The organism is Streptomyces sp. NPDC002754, assembly GCF_053592315.1.
This window is the reverse complement of sequence record NZ_JBSFVM010000004.1, coordinates 105,632-124,376: the sequence shown is the minus strand read 5'-3', so window position 1 is coordinate 124,376 and position 18,745 is coordinate 105,632. Positions and strand designations below refer to the sequence as shown.

At 69.9% G+C, this 18,745-nt stretch carries 18 protein-coding genes; 9 read left to right on the top strand and 9 right to left on the bottom strand.

Annotation, left to right across the window (positions count from 1 at the left end; genetic code table 11):
• Positions 1-1,494, bottom strand: a complete 1,494-nt coding sequence (locus tag ACWD2L_RS12680) for an amino acid permease (RefSeq protein WP_351343524.1) — start codon at positions 1,492-1,494, stop codon at positions 1-3.
• A 145-nt stretch (positions 1,495-1,639) separates the two neighbouring features.
• Here ACWD2L_RS12680 and ACWD2L_RS12675 point away from each other — a divergent pair, with 145 nt between their 5' ends.
• Together ACWD2L_RS12675 and ACWD2L_RS12670 are read left to right on the top strand one after the other, a co-directional pair.
• Entirely contained in the window at positions 1,640-2,884 is a 1,245-nt protein-coding gene (locus ACWD2L_RS12675; RefSeq protein WP_351343527.1) for a TerD family protein, read from the top strand.
• A 241-nt stretch (positions 2,885-3,125) separates the two neighbouring features.
• Positions 3,126-4,061 carry a PRC and DUF2382 domain-containing protein gene (locus ACWD2L_RS12670; RefSeq protein ID WP_351343518.1) on the top strand — a complete coding sequence of 312 codons (936 nt, stop codon included), beginning with the start codon at positions 3,126-3,128 and terminating at the stop codon, positions 4,059-4,061.
• 55 nt (positions 4,062-4,116) lie between these two features.
• On the opposite strand, the gene ACWD2L_RS12665 is transcribed toward ACWD2L_RS12670, so the two are convergent.
• The 6 genes from ACWD2L_RS12665 to ACWD2L_RS12640 all read right to left on the bottom strand — a co-directional run bounded on the left by ACWD2L_RS12665 (position 4,117) and on the right by ACWD2L_RS12640 (position 10,190).
• On the bottom strand, positions 4,117-5,106 hold the full coding sequence (locus ACWD2L_RS12665; RefSeq protein WP_351345796.1) for a zinc-dependent alcohol dehydrogenase family protein: 990 nt from the start codon (positions 5,104-5,106) through the stop codon (positions 4,117-4,119).
• Positions 5,107-5,146: 40 nt separating this feature from the next.
• A complete protein-coding gene (locus tag ACWD2L_RS12660) occupies positions 5,147-5,980 on the bottom strand; it encodes a carbohydrate ABC transporter permease (protein WP_351345799.1) in 834 nt (277 codons plus the stop codon).
• A complete protein-coding gene (locus ACWD2L_RS12655) occupies positions 5,980-6,918 on the bottom strand; it encodes a carbohydrate ABC transporter permease (protein WP_351345802.1) in 939 nt (312 codons plus the stop codon). Before ACWD2L_RS12655 ends, ACWD2L_RS12660 begins: the two co-directional genes overlap by 1 nt.
• The gene (locus ACWD2L_RS12650; protein ID WP_351345804.1) at positions 6,915-8,291 is read right to left on the bottom strand and encodes an ABC transporter substrate-binding protein; all 1,377 of its coding nucleotides are present in this window, start codon (positions 8,289-8,291) and stop codon (positions 6,915-6,917) included. Before ACWD2L_RS12650 ends, ACWD2L_RS12655 begins: the two co-directional genes overlap by 4 nt.
• Positions 8,292-8,315: 24 nt before the next feature.
• The gene (locus tag ACWD2L_RS12645) at positions 8,316-9,077 is read right to left on the bottom strand and encodes a DeoR/GlpR family DNA-binding transcription regulator (protein ID WP_351345807.1); all 762 of its coding nucleotides are present in this window, start codon (positions 9,075-9,077) and stop codon (positions 8,316-8,318) included.
• Positions 9,078-9,359: 282 nt separating this feature from the next.
• Positions 9,360-10,190 (bottom strand): NAD-dependent epimerase/dehydratase family protein, encoded by an 831-nt coding sequence (locus tag ACWD2L_RS12640; RefSeq protein ID WP_351343351.1) that lies wholly within the window; start codon positions 10,188-10,190, stop codon positions 9,360-9,362.
• Between the two features lie 224 nt (positions 10,191-10,414).
• On the opposite strand from ACWD2L_RS12640, the gene ACWD2L_RS12635 reads away from it, so the two are divergent.
• Both ACWD2L_RS12635 and ACWD2L_RS12630 read left to right on the top strand, forming a co-directional pair.
• Positions 10,415-11,359: a 5-dehydro-4-deoxyglucarate dehydratase gene (locus ACWD2L_RS12635; RefSeq protein ID WP_351343349.1), complete on the top strand. Its 945-nt coding sequence runs from the start codon at positions 10,415-10,417 to the stop codon at positions 11,357-11,359.
• Positions 11,356-12,516, top strand: a complete 1,161-nt coding sequence (locus ACWD2L_RS12630) for a hypothetical protein (RefSeq protein ID WP_351343347.1) — start codon at positions 11,356-11,358, stop codon at positions 12,514-12,516. The genes ACWD2L_RS12635 and ACWD2L_RS12630 overlap by 4 nt, the downstream gene beginning before the upstream one ends.
• Here the strand turns inward: ACWD2L_RS12630 and ACWD2L_RS12625 are convergent.
• A complete protein-coding gene (locus ACWD2L_RS12625; protein WP_351343345.1) occupies positions 12,508-12,915 on the bottom strand; it encodes a type II toxin-antitoxin system VapC family toxin in 408 nt (135 codons plus the stop codon). The genes ACWD2L_RS12630 and ACWD2L_RS12625 overlap by 9 nt on opposite strands.
• Positions 12,912-13,193: a type II toxin-antitoxin system Phd/YefM family antitoxin gene (locus ACWD2L_RS12620; protein WP_351343343.1), complete on the bottom strand. Its 282-nt coding sequence runs from the start codon at positions 13,191-13,193 to the stop codon at positions 12,912-12,914. Before ACWD2L_RS12620 ends, ACWD2L_RS12625 begins: the two co-directional genes overlap by 4 nt.
• Before the next feature lie 198 nt (positions 13,194-13,391).
• Between ACWD2L_RS12620 and ACWD2L_RS12615 the strand changes: the two genes are divergently transcribed.
• The 5 genes from ACWD2L_RS12615 (at position 13,392) to ACWD2L_RS12595 (ending at position 18,739) form a co-directional block, all read left to right on the top strand.
• The gene (locus tag ACWD2L_RS12615; protein ID WP_351343341.1) at positions 13,392-14,063 is read left to right on the top strand and encodes a GntR family transcriptional regulator; all 672 of its coding nucleotides are present in this window, start codon (positions 13,392-13,394) and stop codon (positions 14,061-14,063) included.
• Positions 14,060-14,977, top strand: a complete 918-nt coding sequence (locus tag ACWD2L_RS12610; protein ID WP_351343339.1) for a dihydrodipicolinate synthase family protein — start codon at positions 14,060-14,062, stop codon at positions 14,975-14,977. Before ACWD2L_RS12615 ends, ACWD2L_RS12610 begins: the two co-directional genes overlap by 4 nt.
• Positions 14,974-16,713: an L-arabinonate dehydratase gene (gene araD, locus ACWD2L_RS12605; RefSeq protein WP_351343337.1), complete on the top strand. Its 1,740-nt coding sequence runs from the start codon at positions 14,974-14,976 to the stop codon at positions 16,711-16,713. The genes ACWD2L_RS12610 and araD overlap by 4 nt, the downstream gene beginning before the upstream one ends.
• Positions 16,714-16,871: 158 nt before the next feature.
• A complete protein-coding gene (locus tag ACWD2L_RS12600; protein ID WP_266720981.1) occupies positions 16,872-17,813 on the top strand; it encodes a carbohydrate ABC transporter permease in 942 nt (313 codons plus the stop codon).
• Positions 17,810-18,739 carry a carbohydrate ABC transporter permease gene (locus tag ACWD2L_RS12595; protein ID WP_451189470.1) on the top strand — a complete coding sequence of 310 codons (930 nt, stop codon included), beginning with the start codon at positions 17,810-17,812 and terminating at the stop codon, positions 18,737-18,739. The genes ACWD2L_RS12600 and ACWD2L_RS12595 overlap by 4 nt, the downstream gene beginning before the upstream one ends.
• Positions 18,740-18,745: the final 6 nt, after the last annotated feature.

Genomic DNA, 18,745 nt, shown 5'->3' with positions numbered 1-18,745 from the left:
TCACTGGAGCGGGTCCACCGGCGGCGCCTCGCGTTCCGCGGCGATCCGGTGGACCCGCCCCCGCACCGCGTACCAGCCGATCGTCAGGCACACCGCGATCGGGATCAGCATCAGCACCGTGTTGCGGCCCGCACCGTCCTTGTCGAACCACATCATCACGATCACGGCGAGCAGGAACGCGATCGTGGTCAGCTCGATCCACGGCGAGGCCCACAGCCGGAACGCGGGCCGGTGCACGACGCCCTCCCGCGCCCGCCGCACGAACACCAGGTGACAGAGCATGATCATGACCCAGGTGGAGATGACGCCGAGCGAGGAGACGTTCGTGACGATGGCGAACGCGTCGTCCGGCAGCCACGCGTTGAGCGCGACCCCGAACATCGCCACCGTCGCCGTCAGCAGGATCCCGCCGTACGGGACATGGCTGCCGCTCATCCGGGCCGTGAAGGACGGGGCCGAGCCCGCCATCGACATCGAGCGCAGGATGCGGCCCGTGGTGTAGAGCCCCGAGTTGAGCGAGGACATGGCGGCGGTCAGCACCACCAGGTTCATGATCCCGCCCGCCGACGGCACCCCGATCTTCGACAGGACCGTCACGAACGGGCTCTCGTTCGCCGAGTACGCCGTCCAGGGCAGCAGCAGTGTCAGCATCACGACCGAGCCGACGTAGAAGATGCCGACACGCCACATGATCGAGTTCACGGCCTTCGGCACGACCTTCTCCGGCTCCGCGGTCTCGCCGGCCGTCACGCCGACCATCTCGACCGCCGCGTACGCGAAGACCACGGTCTGGGTGATGAGGACGACCGGCAGCACGCCCAGCGGGAAGAATCCGCCGTTGTCGCTGATGAGCGAGACACCCGGGTCGTAGGTCCCGTCCACCGGCTTCCCTGTCACCAGGAAGAAGATCCCGATCAGCAGGAACAGCACCAGGGCCGCCACCTTCACGATGGCGAACCAGAACTCCATCTCACCGAAGCTCTTCACGGAGATGAGGTTGATGGTCAGCACGATCGCGAGGGCGACCGCGGCCAGCGCCCACTGCGGGATCGTCGTGAACATCGACCAGTAGTGCACGTACAGGGCGACGGCGGTGATGTCGGCCATCCCGGCCGATGACCAGTTCAGTACGTACATCCAGCCGGCCACGAACGCGCCCCGCTCGCCGAGGAATTCGCGCGCGTAGCTGACGAAGGAGCCGGAGGACGGCCGGTGGACGACCAGTTCGCCCAGCGCCCGCACCACGAAGAAGGCGAACATGCCGCAGATCGCGTAGGCGAACGCGAGGGCGGGTCCCGCCTTCGCGAGGTTGCCGCCCGCACCGAGGAAGAGCCCCGTGCCGATCGCCCCACCGATCGCGATCATGCTGATGTGGCGGGGCTTGAGGCTCTTGCTGTACCCGAGGTCACCGGCGTCGGCGACCCCTTCGGCGGTGATCGGGTCGTCCAGGTGGGGGTCTTCACCCGCCGGTCCGGTTCGGTGGCCTTTGTGCATGTTCACGTCGGGCACTCTCGCAAATTAACCGCCCGGCGTCGCAGCTACGCGCCGCAGGCGTGCGGGGCCGAGAAAAGTCCCCCGCAAAATCGCCGGGTAAGGGAACGGTAAAGCGGGGTCGGTCGTTACCCCAGGCATGACCGCAATGACTCCCGGCTCGAACATCCCGCTCACCGTGCAGCGCGTGGCGGTTGACGTCACGGCGCCCGTGCGGCTCGACGTATCGGGCCTGCTGCTCACCGCCGACGGCAAGGTGCGCTCGGACGACGACTTCATCTTCTACAACCAGCCCTCGGGGCCCGGTGTGACGTACACGTCGGGGGGCGGCACCGCGCCGGACTCCATCACGGTGGACACGTCCGCCGTGCCGCCGGGCATCGAGAAGATCGTCGTCACCGCGAGCCCGGACGCCGCGGGCCAGTCGTTCCAGGGCGTCGAGCCGACGGCCACGATCCGCGGCGCGGACGACGGCTCGGTCCTCGCCACGTTCACCCCGCCGCAGCTCGGTGCGGAGACGGCGCTGGTGGTCATGGAGGTGTACCTGAGGAACGGCGCGTGGAAGGCGCGCGCGGTGGGCCAGGGGTATGCGAACGGTCTGGCGGGTATCGCCACGGACTTCGGCGTGTCGGTGGAGGAGCCGGCGGCCCCCGCGGCACCCGCCGCCGCCCCGGCCCCGCAGGCCGCGCCCGCCCCGCCGGTGGCCGCGATGCCCGCGCCGACGACGCCGCCGGTGGACCCGCGGACGGCCCCGCCCCCGCCGGTCGCCGCGCCTGCCGCGGCCGCGCCCGCGTCTGCCCCGGCGCCCGGCTCCGGGAAGATCAACCTCGACAAGGGCCGCGTCTCCCTCCAGAAGAACCAGACGGTGTCCCTGGTCAAGGGCGGCAAGCCGCTGCTCTCGCAGATCAAGATGGGCCTCGGCTGGGAGCCCGCCTACCGCGGCAAGGACATCGACCTGGACGCGTCGGTCATCGCGTACGGGCCGCAGCGCAACCACGTCGACAGCTGCTACTTCGGCAAGCTCTCGATCGTGGGCGGCGCGATCAAGCACTCCGGCGACAACCTCACGGGCGAGGGCGGTGGTGACGACGAGGTGATCGTCGTGGACCTGGGCCGCATCCCGCAGGAGGTCACGGGCCTGGTCTTCACGGTGAACTCGTTCACGGGACAGAAGTTCACCGAGGTCGCCAAGGCGTACTGCCGCCTCGTCGACGCGGCGACGGACGAGGAGCTGGTCCGCTTCGACCTCACGAACGCCGAGGCGCAGACGGGCGTGATGATGGCGAAGCTGATCAAGCAGTTCTCCGGCGAGTGGGAGATGACGGCGATCGGCGAGTTCGTGAAGTCACGGACGGTGCGCGGAATGGTGAAGCCCGCGGCGAAGGCGCTGTAGGGACGCGGCGACGGTTGTGAACAGCAACTGTTCACTCGGATGGCGGCACTCGGCGTATCCGGCCGGGCCGTGCCCCGTGCCCCTCCATGGGGCCGAAACGGCCCGTTCACCAGGCGTAACGGCTACACCGAGTGAAGCCCCTTGTTGCGAACTTTCCCGGTACGGCGCGCGATGGACCTGAGGCACATGGCCCAAGCGGCGGCCACCAGCCGCCTCCATGTCCCGAAGGGAGTGATCACGCATGACGCAGAGCGAGATCAACAACCCCGATGCCCTTGTGGGGCTCACCGCCTATGACCGCACTGGGGAGAAGATCGGCAGCGTCGAGCGGGTCTACCTCGATGACAGGACAGGCAACGCCGACTGGGTGACGGTCAAGACGGGCCTCTTCGGCATGAAGGAGACCTTCGTGCCGCTCAGGGGTGCCACGCACGACAGCGAGCGGCTCAACGTGCGGTACACCAAGGAAGCGGTCAAGGACGCGCCGCGGGTCGACGCCGACCAGCACCTCGACGAGTCCGAGAAGAGCGAGCTGTACACGCACTACGGCATGACGCGCCCCTCGACGGGCGCGGCCGACACCCAGCCCCAGCGACCGGCCCAGGCCGACACGGGGCGGATGGGGGCGGCGGGCACGGCCGGCACGGCGGGTGCCGCGGGCGCGGCCGGTGCCATGGGCGCCGGAGCCGGCGCACGTTCGGACGCCGGGCGGCACGCGGGTGCCGGCGCACGGGAACCTGCCATGCGCTCCGGAGCCGGCGCGGACGGCGACCGCAAGGCCGACGAGATGATCCGCTCCGAGGAGCGCCTGCGTGTGGGCGTCGAGGAGCAGGAAGTCGGCCACGCGCACCTGCGCAAGACCGTGGAGACGGAGAACGTCACCACGTCGGTGCCCGTGTCCCACGAAGAGGTCCGCGTCGTGCGCGAACCGATCCGTGAGGGCGACGGCGGGAAGGCCACCATCGGCGAGGGCGAGACCGAGGTGACGCTGCACGCGGAGCGTGCGGTCGTCCGGAAGGAGACCGTTCCGGTCGAGCGCGTCCGCCTTGAGACCGAGAAGGTCACGGAGACGAAGGAGGTCTCCGACACCGTCCGCAAGGAGAAGATCGAGTTCGACGAGCCGAAGGACGACGGCATGCCCGGTGAGGGTCGGGGCCGTCGCGGGCCGCGCCACTGACCGCAGCACACAGCAGTGCGGGCCCGCCGGGAAGGCGGGCCCGCACTGCTGTGTGTCAGGGCACCACGACGATCTTCCGGCCCACGCCCGAGGCGAACTGGTCGAGCGCCTGCGGGTAGTTGGCGAGCGGCAGCCGGTCGCTGATGAAGACGGACGGGTCGAGGACGCCGCCCGCGAAGAGCTCCGCCGCCCGCTCGTAGCTGTGCAGGACCGCCATCGAGCCGGTGATGGTGATCTCCTGGTTGTAGATGCGGTACGGGTCGATCGTCACGCGCGTCGCGTAGTCCGCCACGCCGAACTGGAGGAACGTGCCCGCCTTGGAGACGCGGCCGAGGCCGTCCTGGATCGCCGCCGCGTTGCCGGTCGCGTCGATGACGACGTCCCAGCCGGCGGGGCGGTCGAGTTCGTCGGGGTTCGCGGCGGACCCCGAGACGCCGAGGCGCCGGGCCGTCTCGAGGCGGTCCGGGTTGAGGTCCACCACCTCCACGCTCGCCGCGCCGGTCCGCTTGGCCAGCTCCAGCATCATCAGGCCCATCGTGCCCGAGCCGTAGATCAGGACGTGCGCGCCGAGCCGCGACTGGAGGACGTCGTAGCCGCGCACCGCGCAGGACAGCGGCTCGATGAGCGCCGCGTCCTGGGTCTGTACGTGGTCGGGCAGCGGTACGCAGTTGGCGACCGGCGCGACGGCGTACTGGGCCGCCCCGCCCGCCGTCGACACCCCGATCGCCGCCCACCGCTCGCACAGATTGCCCCGGCCGGCCCGGCAGTAGCGGCACTCGTGGCAGTGCAGGGAGGGGTCCACCGCCACCCGGTCGCCGACCCTCAACTCCGTGACCTGAGAGCCCACTTCGACGATCGTGCCCGCGAACTCGTGGCCCGGGACCACCGGCAGCGTAGGGGCGAACTCGCCTTGCAGGATGTGCAGATCGGTGCCGCAGAGCCCGCAGGCCGCGACCCCGACGATCACGTCGCGGGGACCGGGCGTCGGGTCCGGCACCTCGCCGACGACGACCTTGCCCACCGATTCGACGATCGCGGCCTTCATGTACAACCTCCAGAGCACATACGGGAGTTGAGCCGGTATTTCACTTCACCGCGCCGAGGGACAGGCCCTGGACGAGCTTGTCCTGGGCGGCGAACCCTGCCGCGAGTACCGGCAGGGAGATCACGAGGGACGCGGCGCACACCTTCGCCAGGAACAGGCCCTGGCTGGTGATGAAGCCGGTCAGGAAGACGGGTGCGGTCTGGGCGACGACGCCGGTCAGCACCCGGGCGAAGAGGAGTTCGTTCCAGGAGAAGATGAAGCAGATCAGGGCCGTCGCCGCGATGCCTGGCAGCGCGATCGGGGCGACCACCCGGGTCAGGACCGTCGGAAGGCGCGCCCCGTCGATCTGCGCGGCCTCGATCACCGCGACCGGCACCTCGGCCAGGAACGACTGCATCATCCACACCGCGATCGGCAGGTTCATCGACGTGTAGAGGATGACCAGGAGCCAGATGTTGTCGAGGAAGCCGGTGTTCTTCGCGAAGAGGTAGATCGGCAGCAGGCCCGCCACCACCGGCAGCATCTTCGTGGAGAGGAAGAAGAACAGGACGTCGGTCCACTTGCGGACCCGGCGGATCGACAGCGCGTACGCCGCGGGGAGCGCGAGCAGCAGCACGAGCAGCGTCGCGACGAGCGAGGCCACCGTCGAGTTGATGAGCGCGGGCCAGGGGCTCGCGCCGCCGCCCGCGCCGAAGAAGTCGCGGTAGCCGTCGAGGGTGAGCGAGGCGGCGAAGGAGGGCGGGTTGGTGGCCGCGTCCGACTCCGAGTGGAAGGACGTCAGGACCATCCAGGCGATCGGCAGGAAGAAGACGATGCCGGCCAGCCAGGCCAGCAGGCCAAGTCCCTTGCCGCGCAGAAAGGTTGAGAACGTCATCAGCGTGACACCTCCTCGCGGAACAGCGACGACACGACCCGCAGGGCGAACGTCGCGATGATGATCGAACCGATGACGACCAGGACGCCGGCCGCCGAGGCGAGACCGTTCTCGTGGGCCTGGTAGAAGGACTGGTAGACGGTGTACGGCAGGTTGGCGGTGCCGAGGCCGCCGGACGTGATGGTGAAGACGGCGTCGAAGTTCTGCACGATGTAGATCGAGCCGAGCAGCGCGCCCAGCTCCAGGTACCTGCGCAGGTGCGGGAGCGTGAGATGGCGGAAGATCTGCCACGGCCCCGCGCCGTCCACGCGGGCGGCCTCGATCTGTTCGGCGGAGCGGGACTGAAGGCCCGCGAGCAGGATCAGCATCATGAACGGCGTCCACTGCCAGACCAGGGAGAGCTCCACCGCGAGCAGCGGCGTGTTCGAGATCCAGTCCGGCTGTGGCCCGCCCACGTAGTGCAACAACCCGTTGAGCAGGCCGTATTCGGGGTTGTAGAGGACGTGCTTCCACAGCAGCGCCGCGGCGACCGGGACGATCAGGAACGGCGCGATCAGCAGCGTACGGACCAGGCCGCGACCCTTGAAGCGGCGGTCGAGCAGCAGCGCGAGGGCGAGGCCGAGCACCAGGCTCGCGACGACCACCGACACCGTCAGGACGATCGTGGTGAGGACCGACTTGCGCAGGTCCGGGTCGGTGAGGACCTCGGAGTAGTTGCCGAACCCGGTGAAGTGGCGGGCGTCCGGGTACAGCGCGTTCCAGTCGAAGAACGAGATCACGAGCGTGGCCACGAACGGGAGTTGGGTGACCACGACCATGAAGACCAGGGCGGGGAGCAGCGGCGCGCGGGTCGCCCAGGCGCGCAGCCTGCTCGGGGCGTTCGTGACGACCGGTGTGGGAGTGGGGCTGGTCGCGGGAGCGGCGGTCGTGGTGGTCATCGGCCCTCGTACTCCTTCGCGATCTCGGCGGCGAGCTTCTGGGACTTGGCCAGGGCCGAATCGACCGACTGGCGTCCGGCGACGGCCGCGCTGATCTCCTGCGAGACCTTGGTGCCGAGGTCGGTGAACTCGGGGATGCCGACGAACTGGATGCCGGGCGCGGGCCGCGGCTGCACGCCCGGATCGCTCGGCCGCGCGTTCTCGATGGCGTCCCGCGTCTGGGCCTGGAAGGGGGCCGCCTCCTCGCGGTACCGCGGGATGTCGTACGTGGAGGCGCGCTTGCCGGCGGGCACGTTGGCCCAGCCGAAGTTCTCGCCGACGAGCTTCTCGTACTCCTTGCCGGACGCCCAGGAGATGAACTTCCAGGCCTTGTCCGGGTTGGGGGAGGCCTTCTGCAGGCCCCACGCCCAGGTGTAGAGCCAGCCGCTGGACTTCGTCTTCTCGACGGGCGCGGAGACATAGCCGATCTTGCCCTTGACCGGCGACTTGGCCGCTTCGAGCGAGCCCGCCGCGGAGGTCGCGTCATACCACATGGCGGTCTTGCCCTGGGTGAGGTTGTTGAGGCACTCGGCGAAGCCGGCCTGGGCGGCGCCGGACTCACCGTGTTTGCGTACGAGATCGACGTAGAACCTGGTCGCGTCCTTGAAGCCCTTGTCGTTGATGCGGGCCTTCCAGTCCTTGTCGAACCAGGTGCCGCCGAAGGTGTTCACGACCGTGGTCAGCGGCGCCATCGACTCGCCCCAGCCCGGCAGCCCGCGCAGGCAGATGCCCTTCATGCCCTTCTCGGCGCCGTCGGCCTTCGCCGAGAGGTCCGCGACCTGCTGCCAGGTCGGGTGCTCCGGCATCTTCAGGCCCTTCTTGGCGAAGACGTCCTTGCGGTACATCAGGAAGGACGACTCGCCGTAGAACGGTTGGCCGTAGAGCTTCCCGTCGTCGCCGGTGAGCGACTCGCGCATGGGGGCGAGGATGTCCTTCTGGTCGAAGCCCTTGTCCTTGCTCACGTAGGGGCCGAGCGAGCGCAGCCAGCCGTTGCGGGCGTAGATCGGGATCTCGTAGTTGGAGAGGGTCGCGACGTCGTACTGGCCCGCCTGGTTGGCGAAGTCCTGGCTGATCTTGTCGCGGACGTCGTTCTCCGGCAGCACGGTGAAGTTCACCTTGATGCCGGTCTCCTTCGTGAAGTGCTTGGCCGTGAGTTTCTGCAGCTCGACCATCTGCGGGTTGTTGACCATCAGGACGTTGAGGGAGTCACCGCCACTGCCGAGCCCGCCGGCGCCGGCCCAACAGCCGGTCAGGAGAGGGGTGGTGAGCAGCGTCCCTGCGGCGGCCATCACGAGCAGGGGGCCCGGTGGCCGGCGTCGGCTCTGGGTTCGCATCGATGCTCCTGGGGTTGTGGGTGTTCACACGCGGATGACCTGAGGCCCCAGCAGCGAGTAGCGGTGGGCCTCGGACATGGGCAGCTGGGTGCTGGTGACGATCGCTTCCAAGGCGCCCACCGGAGCGAAGCGGCAGAAGCTGGTCGCGCCGAACTTGGTGTGCACGCCGGCGAAAACCGTGCGCCGCGCCGCCCGGATCGCCTGCGACTTGACCTCGCTGACGGCCGGGTCGGGCGTGGTCAGGCCGTGCTCGCGGGAGATGCCGTTGGCGCCGATGTAGGCGAGGTCGACGACGAACCCGGCGAGCATCTTCGACGTCCAGTGGTCCACGGTCGCGAGCGTGCCCGCGCGGACCCGGCCGCCGAGCAGCAGCACGGTCGTGTTGTCGTTCTCGGCGAGTGCGCCGGCGGTGGCGAGGGAGGCCGTGACGACGGTCAACGGCCGGTCGCGCGGCAGCGCCTCGGCGATCAGCTGCGGCGTGAAGCCCTCGTCGACGAAGACCGTCTCGGCGTCGCCGAGCAGCTCCGCGGCCGCCGCGGCGATCCGCCGCTTCTCCGGCACGTGCATCGTCGTGCGGAACGCCAGCGTCGTCTCGAACCCGGCGCTCTCCACCGGATACGCGCCGCCGTGCGTGCGCCGCACCAGGCCGTGGTCCTCCAGCGCCCGCAGGTCGCGGCGCACGGTCTCCTTCGCGACACCGAGCGCGGCCGCGAGCTCGGTGACGTCGACGGAGCCGGAGTGCCGCGCCGTCCGCACGATCTCCCGCTGTCGTTCCTCCGCGCTCATGCCCGCCGACCTCCGTACCCGTCACTGCCCGTTCGGGCCCGGAAGGGCCCGCACCGGAAGTTTTACCGGGGGTACGCCGAGGTGAACAGGCCCCTAGCGGGCCCGATGCCGCCCGTTCGTGCCCGTTTCGCGGGGCGCGCGGTCCGGCCCGGACCTGCGGGGGAGCGGCGGATCATGTGGGTTCGGGCGGGGCGGATGCCCGAACAAGGCGGCGGGCGGGCCCGTTCGGTGCCCGCCCGCCGCCGCGTCCTACGGAAAACGTGTGCTCAGTACGGCCGGATCTCAGTACGGCCAGATCGGCGGGTCGTTGACGAAGCGGCCGCCCATGTACCGGTGCGCGGGATTGTCGTCGCTGAGCGGGCCGTGCTCGGCGAGCAGCTGCTCCGCGTACGTCTCCGAGTCGTCCTGCGGCTCGTAGCCGAGGGCGCGGGCGCTCGAGAGGTCCCACCAGGCGCGGGTGTTGTCGGAGGAGCCGTAGACGACGGTGTGGCCGACCTTCTCCGCGCTCAGGGCCGCGTGGAAGAGGCGGGCGCCGTCCGCCGGGCTCATCCACACCGACATCATGCGGACGTCCGTGGGCTCCCTGAAGCAGGAGCCGATGCGCACGGAGACGGTCTCGATGCCGTGCTCGTCCCAGTAGAACTGGGCGAGGTCCTCGCCGAACGACTTCGACAGGCCGTAGTACGTGTCGGGGCGGCGCAGCGTCTCGACACGGACCAGCGATGCGCCGTCCTCCACGCGCGGGCGCGGCGTGTAGCCGATCGCGTGGTTGGAGGAGGCGAAGACGATGCGGGGGACCGTGCCGTCCGTGCGGGACGCGGCCTCCTGGCGTACGGCCTCGTAGAGGTGGTACGTGCCCTTGATGTTCGAGTCAAGGATCTTCTCGAAGGTCGACTCCAGGCTGATACCGGCGAGGTGCAGCACGGCGTCGACGCCGCGCACCGCCTCGCGCAGCGCGGCCGTGTCGTTGAGGTCGGCGATGATCGCGTCGGGCGCGTTCTCGACCGGGCGCACGTCGAGCAGGCGGAGCTCGTATCCGTGCTGGGGCAGCAGCTCCCGCATCAGGGTGCCGAGTCCGCCGGCAGCGCCGGTGAGCAGGAGGGTGCGGGGCATGCGCGTGATCTCCGTGTCTGTGAGCCGTTGTCGATGAAGTCGTTCACATTCGTGGATGCAGGGAAACGCTATGGAGTGGTGTCCCACCCGTCAAGGGAGCTGTACGGGAGGTGAGTTCGGGCGCTTGACCGCGCTCAAAGGGGCGTCCTACCGTGGATGTTCAGAAATATAAACGCGAATCATAACCGTGCACGTATGGCCGTGCATCAGCTCAGGGAGAGCCCGTGACGCCACTCTCGCTCGCCGCCCGACTCCGCGACCCCCGGGGACCGCTGTTCTTCCCCGTCACCGCGTACGGGCCCGACGGATCCGTCGACCTCGACACCTACCGCACCCATGTCCGGCGCGGCGTCGAGGCCGGGGCCGCCGCCGTGTTCGCCTGCTGCGGCACGGGGGAGTTCCACGCCCTCACGCCCGAGGAGTACGAGGACTGCGTCGCGGCCGCGGTCGAGGCGGCGGCGGGCCGGGTGCCCGTCGTCGCGGGCGCCGGATACGGCACCGCGCTCGCGGTCCGCTACGCGCGTGCGGCCGAACGGGCGGGCGCGGACGGCCTGTTGGCGATGCCGCCCTATCTCGTCGTGGCGGGACAGGAGGGGCTGCTGCGGCACTACGCCGAGCTGGCCGACGCGACCTCCCTCGACATCATCGTCTACCAGCGCGACAACGCGGTCTTCACCCCGGAGACCGTCGTCGCGCTCTCCCACCACCCCAAGGTGCTCGGACTCAAGGACGGGCTCGGCGACCTGGACCTGATGCAGCGGATCGTGAGCGCCGTACGGACGGCAGGGGCGGCGGAGTTCCTGTACTTCAACGGACTGCCCACGGCCGAACTCACCGGCCTCGCCTACCGCGGCATCGGCGTCACGCTCTACTCCTCCGCCGCCTTCGCCTTCGCGCCCGAGCTCGCGCAGGCCTTCCACAAGGCGCTGAACGCGGGCGACGACAGCACGGTGAACCGGCTCGTCGACGGCTTCTACCGGCCCCTCGTCGAACTCCGCGACCAGGGCCGGGGGTACGCGGTCTCCCTCGTGAAGGCGGGGGTCCGGCTCGGCGGGCTCGACGTCGGCGGGGTGCGGCCGCCCCTGCACGAGCCGCGCGCGGAGCACATCGATCGGCTCGCCGAACTCATCGAGCAGGGCGCCAAGTTGCTGGAAGGAGCCGACGCGTGAGGACCTCCACCTTCGTCTACCCCTGGGACGTCAACGGGGACCCGGACGCCGCCCGCCGCATCGCCGACCTCGGTGTCCAGCAGGTCACCCTCGCCGCTGCCTACCACTCCACGCGCGCGCTGACGCCCCGCCACCCGCGCCACCGTATCGTGACGGCGGAGCACGCGGCGGTGCTGTACCCGGTCGACCAACAACGCTGGCAGGGGCGGGAATTGACGCCCTACGAAGCCGGGGGCTGGGCCCCCGGCGACGCCTACGCGGAGGCCGCCGAGGCCCTCGCGGGCGCAGGGCTCGACGTCCACACGTGGGTCGTGCTCGCCCACAACTCCCGGATGGGCGCCGAACATCCGGACACCTCCGTCGTCAACGCCTACGGCGACCGCTACCCGTGGGCGCCGTGCATCGCGCAGCCCGCCACGCGCGCGTACCTCGTCGACCTGGCGGCGGAGGCGGCGACCCGCCCCGGCGCGCGCGGCACGGAACTCGAATCGCTCGGCTGGTACGGCCTCGCGCATCTGCACGCCCACGACAAGACCGGCGGCGTCGGCCTCGGCGAAGCCGGGCAGTACCTGATGTCGCTGTGCTTCTGCGACTCCTGCCGCGAGGGGTACGCCCAACACGGCCTGGACCCGGTGGAGTTGGCGGTGTCCGTCCGGTCCGCCCTGGACCCCGTATGGCGGGGGAAGGCGTCGGACGACGGCTGGGCGACGGTCGAGAAGCTGCTCGGCGCCGAGACCGCCGCCGCCACGCGCGCGTACCGCGACACCACGGCCCGCACCCTCCAGGAGGCGGCCGTCGCGGCGGTACGGGCCGCGGCCCCGGCCGATTTCCAGGTGCTGCTGCACGCCGACCCGGTCTCGTACCACTGCGGCGCCAACGCCGGCGTCGACCCGGAGCACATCCTCTCCGTCGCCGACGGCGTCGTCGTGCCCTGCACGGGCGGCGCGGGCCTGGTGCGCCCCTTCGCGGAACAGGGCGGGGGTGCCGTCGCCGCGAACCTCACCGTCGTACGCGGCATGGGCGGCAGCCCGGACACCCTCGCGCAGGACGCCCGGACCGCACGCGACCTGGGCGCGACGCAGCTGCGGCTGTACCACGCGGGTCTTGCGTCGGACGGGGACCTGGAGCGGGTACGCGCGGCGCTGGCTTCACTCTGAGGGAGCGGTGACCGGGAACCCGAGCTCCTCGGCCGCCTTCGTCAGCTCCAGGCCGTACGTGACGAAGGCGGTCAGGTCCGAGCGGAACGGGTCGGCGCTGGCGAGATGGATGGCGTCGAGCGAGCCGAGGCGCGCGGTCTGGTACGCGATCGCGCGGCTCAGCACCGTGGACGTGAGTTCGATCAGGTAGAGGCCGCGAACGGCTTGGTTCACGTAATAGGGAACGCGCTGGTGGTCGACGCCGGCGCGGTGCAGGGTGCGTGTGATCTCCAGTCGCGCCAGCTCGCTCGCGACCAGTTCCGTCCCGTCGGGCAGGCTCTCGCGCCAGGCCCGCAAGGCGCTCGACTCCTTCTCCGGCTTGATGAACTTCAGCAGTGCGCATGCGTCGAGGTAGATCACCGGCGGCGCTCCCTGTCGCGGTCCGCGTGCAGCAGCTCGGACAGGCTCGGCAGGTCGGGTGCGAGGTCGGGGATCAGGTCGGGCATGCCCTGCTCGGTGGGAGGCTGCGCATCGCCCGCATCCAGCATGCGCTGCAAGGCGCTGGGCGCCTCGGCCTCCGGCACCATGCGCAGTACCGGCTTCCCGCGGTCCGTGACCAGTATGGGAACGCCGGATCGCACCAGCGCCACGGCCTTGGAGGGATTCTGGTTCAGCTCGCGCAGCCCCATGGTCTTCATGACGGCAATGTACCTACATGATGTAGTTACGTCCAGGTGAGGGTGCGGCATCGACCGCTCCTCGCAGGGGTCGATGGCGCGCACGGGGTGGATTTTTTGTGTCGGAAGCGTTGACGAAACCCGGTGGCGCTTCTAGCTTCAACGCGTCGTACTTCGTACGTCATATATGAGACGCGATACGCCATACGAGAGGCCCGCATGACCTCTGTGCCCACGCCGATCCCCTCCCGTACCCAGTACGTCCTGGAGGAGATCAAGCACCGCATCCTGACGGGGCGGCTGCGTCCCGGTCAGGCCCTGGTGGAGACCGATGTCGCCGCCCAGTTCGGGGTCTCCAAGACTCCGGTGCGCGAGGCGCTCAAGACCCTCGCCGGAACCGGGCTCGTCGTGATGAGCCAGTACAAGGGCGTCACGGTGCGCATGGTGGACGCCGACATGGCCCGCGAGGTCTACGACGTGCGGCTGCTGCTCGAACCGGAGGCGCTGCGCCGCACCGTGTGCCGCCGTGCCTCCCTCGACGCCGCCCGCGACGCGCTGCACAGCGCCGCCACCGCGAGCGACACGGCCCAACGCTCCCTCGCCAACCGGGAGTTCCATCGAGCCCTCTACCTCCCGTGCGGCAACCCGCTGCTCGGCAGGATGCTCGACGAGGTCCGCGACCAGGCCGCCCTGGTGTCCGCCGTGGCGTGGGCCGCCGACCCCTCGTGGGACCGGGAGGCCGCCGAGCACCGGGAGATCCTGGAGCTCGCCCTCGCCGGTGACGCCCAGGGGGCCTCGCGCGCGCTGCGGGACCACATCGCGTCGTTCGTCGAGCGGGCCTTCCCCGAAGCGCGGGAGGACCGGGAAGAAGAGGGTGGGCACCACTCATGAGAGTCACACCAGCCATGTTCGAGACGCAGCGCGCCGCGCTCGCCGATGTGGTCGCGATCCCGGTGACCCCGTTCGCCGAGGACGGATCCGTCGCCGAGGGGCAGTACAGGGCCCTGCTGCGGCGCCTGCTCGACAGCGGGGTGCGCACCCTCACGCCGAACGGGAACACCGGCGAGTTCTACGCCCTCGGACCCGAAGAGCGCCGCCTCGTCACGGAGTTGACCCTCGACGAGGTGAGGGAGCGGGGCGTCGTCCTCGTCGGCGTCGGCCATGACGTGCCGACCGCGATCGAGGCCGCCCGGCATGCCCGCGAGCACGGCGCCCACATGGTGATGGTCCACCAGCCCGTGCACCCCTACGTGTCCGACGTCGGCTGGGTCGACTACCACCGGACGATCGCGCGGGCCGTGCCCGAGCTCGGCGTCGTCCCGTACCTCAGGAACGCGGCGCTCCCCGGTGCCCGGCTCGCCGAGCTCGGCGCGGCCTGCCCGAACGTGATCGGCGTGAAGTACGCGGTGCCGGACGCCGCGCGCTTCGCCGGCTTCGCCCGGGACGCGGGCCTCGACCGGTTCGTCTGGGTGGCCGGGCTCGCCGAGCCGTACGCGCCCGCCTACTTCTCCGCGGGCGCCACCGGCTTCACCTCGGGGCTCGTGAACGTCGCGCCGAGCGTCTCGCTGTCCATGATCGAAGCGCTTCGATCGGGCGACTACACCGCCGCCATGAAGGTGTGGGAGCAGATCCGCCGCTTCGAGGAACTGCGCGGCGCCGACGCCTCCGCCAACAACGTCACCGTCGTCAAGGAGGCCCTCGCCTCCCTCGGCCTGTGCCGCCGCGACGTCCGCCCGCCGAGCAAGGAACTCCCGGAGGCGGAGCGCGCCGAGGTCGCCGAGATCGCCGCGGGGTGGTCCATATGACCGCCCCCGACCGGAGACTCGCGCCCGAACAGCTCCGATCCCACCAGTGGTACGGCACCGAGGGTCAACTGCGCACCTGGTCGCACAACGCCCGGATGCGTCAACTCGGCTACGAGGCCGAGGAGTACGAGGGTCGCCCGGTCATCGCCGTCCTCAACACCTGGTCCGACATCAACCCCTGCCACGTGCACCTCCGCGAGCGCGCCGAGGCCGTGAAGCGGGGCGTGTGGCAGGCCGGCGGATTCCCGCTCGAATTCCCCGTCTCCACGCTCTCGGAGACGTACCAGAAGCCGACCCCGATGCTCTACCGCAACCTGCTCGCCATGGAGACCGAGGAGTTGCTGCGCTCCTATCCGGTCGACGCGGCGGTGCTGCTCGGCGGCTGCGACAAGTCGACCCCCGCCCTGCTCATGGGCGCGACCTCCGCCGACGTGCCGGCGATCTTCGTGCCGGCCGGGCCGATGCTGCCGGGCCACTGGCGCGGCGAGACCCTCGGCTCCGGCACCGACATGTGGAAGTACTGGGACGAGCACCGCGCGGGCAACCTCACCGACTGCGAACTGCGGGAACTTCAGGGCGGGTTGGCGAGGTCGCCCGGTCACTGCATGACCATGGGGACCGCGTCGACCATGACCGCGGCGGCCGAGGCCCTCGGCGTGACGCTGCCGGGCGCCTCCTCCATTCCGGCCGTCGATTCCGCGCACGAGCGGATGGCCGCCGCCTCCGGGCGCCGCGCCGTCGACCTCGCGTGGACAGGGCTCAAGCCGTCCGGGATCCTCACCCCCGAGGCCTTCGAGGACGCCGTCACCACGGTGCTCGGGCTCGGCGGCTCCACCAACGCCGTCATCCACCTCATCGCCATGGCGGGGCGGGCCGGAGTGCCGCTCACGCTCGACGACTTCGACCGCGTCGCGCGCACCGTTCCCGTGCTCGCGAACGTACGGCCGGGCGGGCGGACGTACCTGATGGAGGACTTCTACTTCGCCGGCGGTCTGCCCGCGTTCCACTCCCGGATCGCCGACCTGCTGCACCTCGAACGGACCACGGTCAACGGGCGGTTCGGCGATAGGATCGAGAACGTCGAGGTCCACAACGACGACGTGATCCGCCCCCGCACGAACCCGGTCGCGGCCGAGGGGGGCGTCGCCGTCCTGCGCGGCAACCTCTGCCCCGACGGCGCCGTCATCAAGCACATCGCCGCCGAGCCGGGACTGCTCAAGCACACCGGCACGGCAGTCGTCTTCGACGACTACAAGACCATGCAACGCACCATCAACAACCCGGAGTTGGGCATCACCGCCGACAGCGTCCTGGTGCTGCGCGGCTCGGGACCCAAGGGCGGGCCCGGCATGCCCGAGTACGGGATGCTGCCCATCCCCGACCATCTGCTCAAGCAGGGCGTGCGCGACATGGTGCGGCTCTCCGACGCGCGGATGAGCGGCACGAGTTACGGCGCGTGCGTCCTGCACATCGCGCCCGAGTCGCATGTCGGCGGACCACTCGCGCTGGTCCGCAGCGGGGACGCCATCACCCTCGACGTCGCCGCCCGGTCGCTTCAACTCGACGTCAGTGACGAGGAGTTGGAGCGGCGGAGAGCCGAGTGGGTGCCGCCCGTCGAGCGTCACCAGCGCGGCTACGGCGTGCTCTACGACGAGCAGATCACCCAGGCCGACACCGGCTGCGACTTCGCCTTCCTGGCGCGGCCCGGCACGGTCTCGGATCCGTACGCGAGCTGAGTCACCGCGCGTCACCTCGCACCACCCGCACCGCCCGCACCACCCCGAACCACCATCCGTAGGAAGCGCTTCGATACGTGCCACGTGCAAGCGCTTTCTACGGCCCCGTACAGAAGTAAGAAGCACCGACCTGAGCCACCGAGAACGGAGTTCCCGTCATGGCCCAAGCCGCAGCCGTGGCCAAAGCACCGGGGGGCGCGTCGCCGCCCCGGCGCCGTAAGTCAGCCACCCCGCGCAGGCTCCCGTATCTGCTGATCGCGCCCGCCGGGCTGCTGATGCTGGGCTTCATCGCGTATCCCGTCATCAGCGTCTTCTACTACAGCGTGCAGCACTTCAACCCGACCAAGCCGTGGCGCAACGGGTTCGCGGGGCTCGACAACTTCGTCACCGCGTTCACCAACGACCCGGACTTCTGGCGGACGCTCGGCTTCAGCCTCCAGTGGGTCGTCGTCCAGGTCGTGCTGCAACTGCTGCTCGGCCTCGGGCTCGCGCTCGTCGTCAACCAGACCTTCGTCGGCCGCGGCATGGCCCGCGCCCTCGTCTTCTCGCCCTGGGCCGTCTCCGGCGTGCTCACGTCCGCCGTCTGGATGCTGCTCTACAACTCCCAGACCGGCATCACGCGTTACCTCGCCGACATGGGCATCGGTACGTACGGCACGTCCTGGCTGTCGGACACCGCGACCGTCTTCCCGGCCGTCGTCACCGCCGAACTCTGGCGCGGCGTCCCCTTCTTCGCGATCCTCATCCTCGCCGACCTGCAATCCGTGTCGAAGGATCTGTACGAGGCCGCCGAGGTCGACGGCGCGAGCCGGCTGCGCCAGTTCTTCCACATCACACTGCCGCACCTCAAGGACGCGATCATCCTGTCCACGCTGCTGCGCGCGGTGTGGGAGTTCAACAACGTCGACCTGCTCTACACCCTCACCGGCGGCGGGCCCGCGGGGGAGACGACCACCCTGCCGCTGCGCATCGCCTCCATCGCCGTCGACAGCCACGACTTCGGCTACGCGTCCGCGCTGACGTCCATCGCCTTCGTGATCCTCCTGTTCTGCTCGATGATCTATCTCCGCCTGAGCAAGTTCGGGGGCGAGGACAAGTGACCGTCAAGGAAGCCGAATTGACCGCCATCACGACCACGCCCAGCACCGCCACGACGGCCGGCGGCCGGCACCGCGCCGCCTTCCGCCCCTCCAAGAAGGGCCGGTCGGGACCTTCTTGGGAGGACGTTCCGCGCTGGCAAATCTACGTACCGCTCGGCGTCTACCTCCTCTTCACGCTCGTCCCCTTCTACTGGATGCTGCTGTTCGCGTTCCGGCCCACCGGATCCACGTCCCTCGTACCGTGGCCGCTCACCTTCGAGCATTTCGACAAGGTGTGGAACGAGCGGTCGTTCGGGATGTTCTTCCAGAACAGCCTGCTCGTCGGTCTCGCCTCGATGCTGATGACGACGGTCGTGGCGCTGGCCGGCGGCTACGCGCTCGCCCGCTTCAACTTCCGTATCAAGCAGGGCTTCATGCTCGCGCTGCTGTGCTCGCAGTTCATCCCGGGCGCCCTGATGCTGGTCCCGCTGTTCCAGATCTTCGCCAACCTGCGGCTGATCAACTCGCTCGGCAGCGTCATGATCGCCGAGACCGTCTTCCAGCTGCCGCTCACGATGATTCTCATCAGCGGCTTCATCAAGAACGTGCCGTACTCGCTCGAAGAGGCCGCCTGGGTCGACGGCTGCGGACGCTTCCGCGCCTTCTGCGCCGTCGTGCTTCCCCTGCTGCGACCGGGGATCATCGCGGTCGGTTCCTTCGCCTTCGTGCACAGCTGGAACCACTTCCTGTTCGCCCTCATGTTCCTCTCCAACCAGGACAAGCAGACGATCCCGGTCGGCCTCGCCACGCTCATGGGCGCCGACTCCGTCGACCTGGGCGCGCTCGCCGCCGGTGGTGTCGTGGCCGCGCTGCCCGTCGTGATCGTCTTCGCCTTCATTCAGAAATGGCTCGTCACGGGGTTCAGCGCGGGGGCGGTGAAGGGATGACAACCA

Excerpts from the sequence above, each read along its gene's own strand:
- ACWD2L_RS12680 (WP_351343524.1), bottom strand. The coding sequence starts at position 1,494 with ATGCACAAAGGCCACCGAACCGGACCGGCGGGTGAAGACCCCCACCTG.
- ACWD2L_RS12675 (WP_351343527.1), top strand. The coding sequence starts at position 1,640 with ATGACTCCCGGCTCGAACATCCCGCTCACCGTGCAGCGCGTGGCGGTT.
- ACWD2L_RS12670 (WP_351343518.1), top strand. The coding sequence starts at position 3,126 with ATGACGCAGAGCGAGATCAACAACCCCGATGCCCTTGTGGGGCTCACC.
- ACWD2L_RS12665 (WP_351345796.1), bottom strand. The coding sequence starts at position 5,106 with ATGAAGGCCGCGATCGTCGAATCGGTGGGCAAGGTCGTCGTCGGCGAG.
- ACWD2L_RS12660 (WP_351345799.1), bottom strand. The coding sequence starts at position 5,980 with ATGACGTTCTCAACCTTTCTGCGCGGCAAGGGACTTGGCCTGCTGGCC.
- ACWD2L_RS12655 (WP_351345802.1), bottom strand. The coding sequence starts at position 6,918 with ATGACCACCACGACCGCCGCTCCCGCGACCAGCCCCACTCCCACACCG.
- ACWD2L_RS12650 (WP_351345804.1), bottom strand. The coding sequence starts at position 8,291 with ATGCGAACCCAGAGCCGACGCCGGCCACCGGGCCCCCTGCTCGTGATG.
- ACWD2L_RS12645 (WP_351345807.1), bottom strand. The coding sequence starts at position 9,077 with ATGAGCGCGGAGGAACGACAGCGGGAGATCGTGCGGACGGCGCGGCAC.
- ACWD2L_RS12640 (WP_351343351.1), bottom strand. The coding sequence starts at position 10,190 with ATGCCCCGCACCCTCCTGCTCACCGGCGCTGCCGGCGGACTCGGCACC.
- ACWD2L_RS12620 (WP_351343343.1), bottom strand. The coding sequence starts at position 13,193 with ATGAAGACCATGGGGCTGCGCGAGCTGAACCAGAATCCCTCCAAGGCC.
- ACWD2L_RS12615 (WP_351343341.1), top strand. The coding sequence starts at position 13,392 with ATGACCTCTGTGCCCACGCCGATCCCCTCCCGTACCCAGTACGTCCTG.
- ACWD2L_RS12610 (WP_351343339.1), top strand. The coding sequence starts at position 14,060 with ATGAGAGTCACACCAGCCATGTTCGAGACGCAGCGCGCCGCGCTCGCC.
- araD (WP_351343337.1), top strand. The coding sequence starts at position 14,974 with ATGACCGCCCCCGACCGGAGACTCGCGCCCGAACAGCTCCGATCCCAC.
- ACWD2L_RS12600 (WP_266720981.1), top strand. The coding sequence starts at position 16,872 with ATGGCCCAAGCCGCAGCCGTGGCCAAAGCACCGGGGGGCGCGTCGCCG.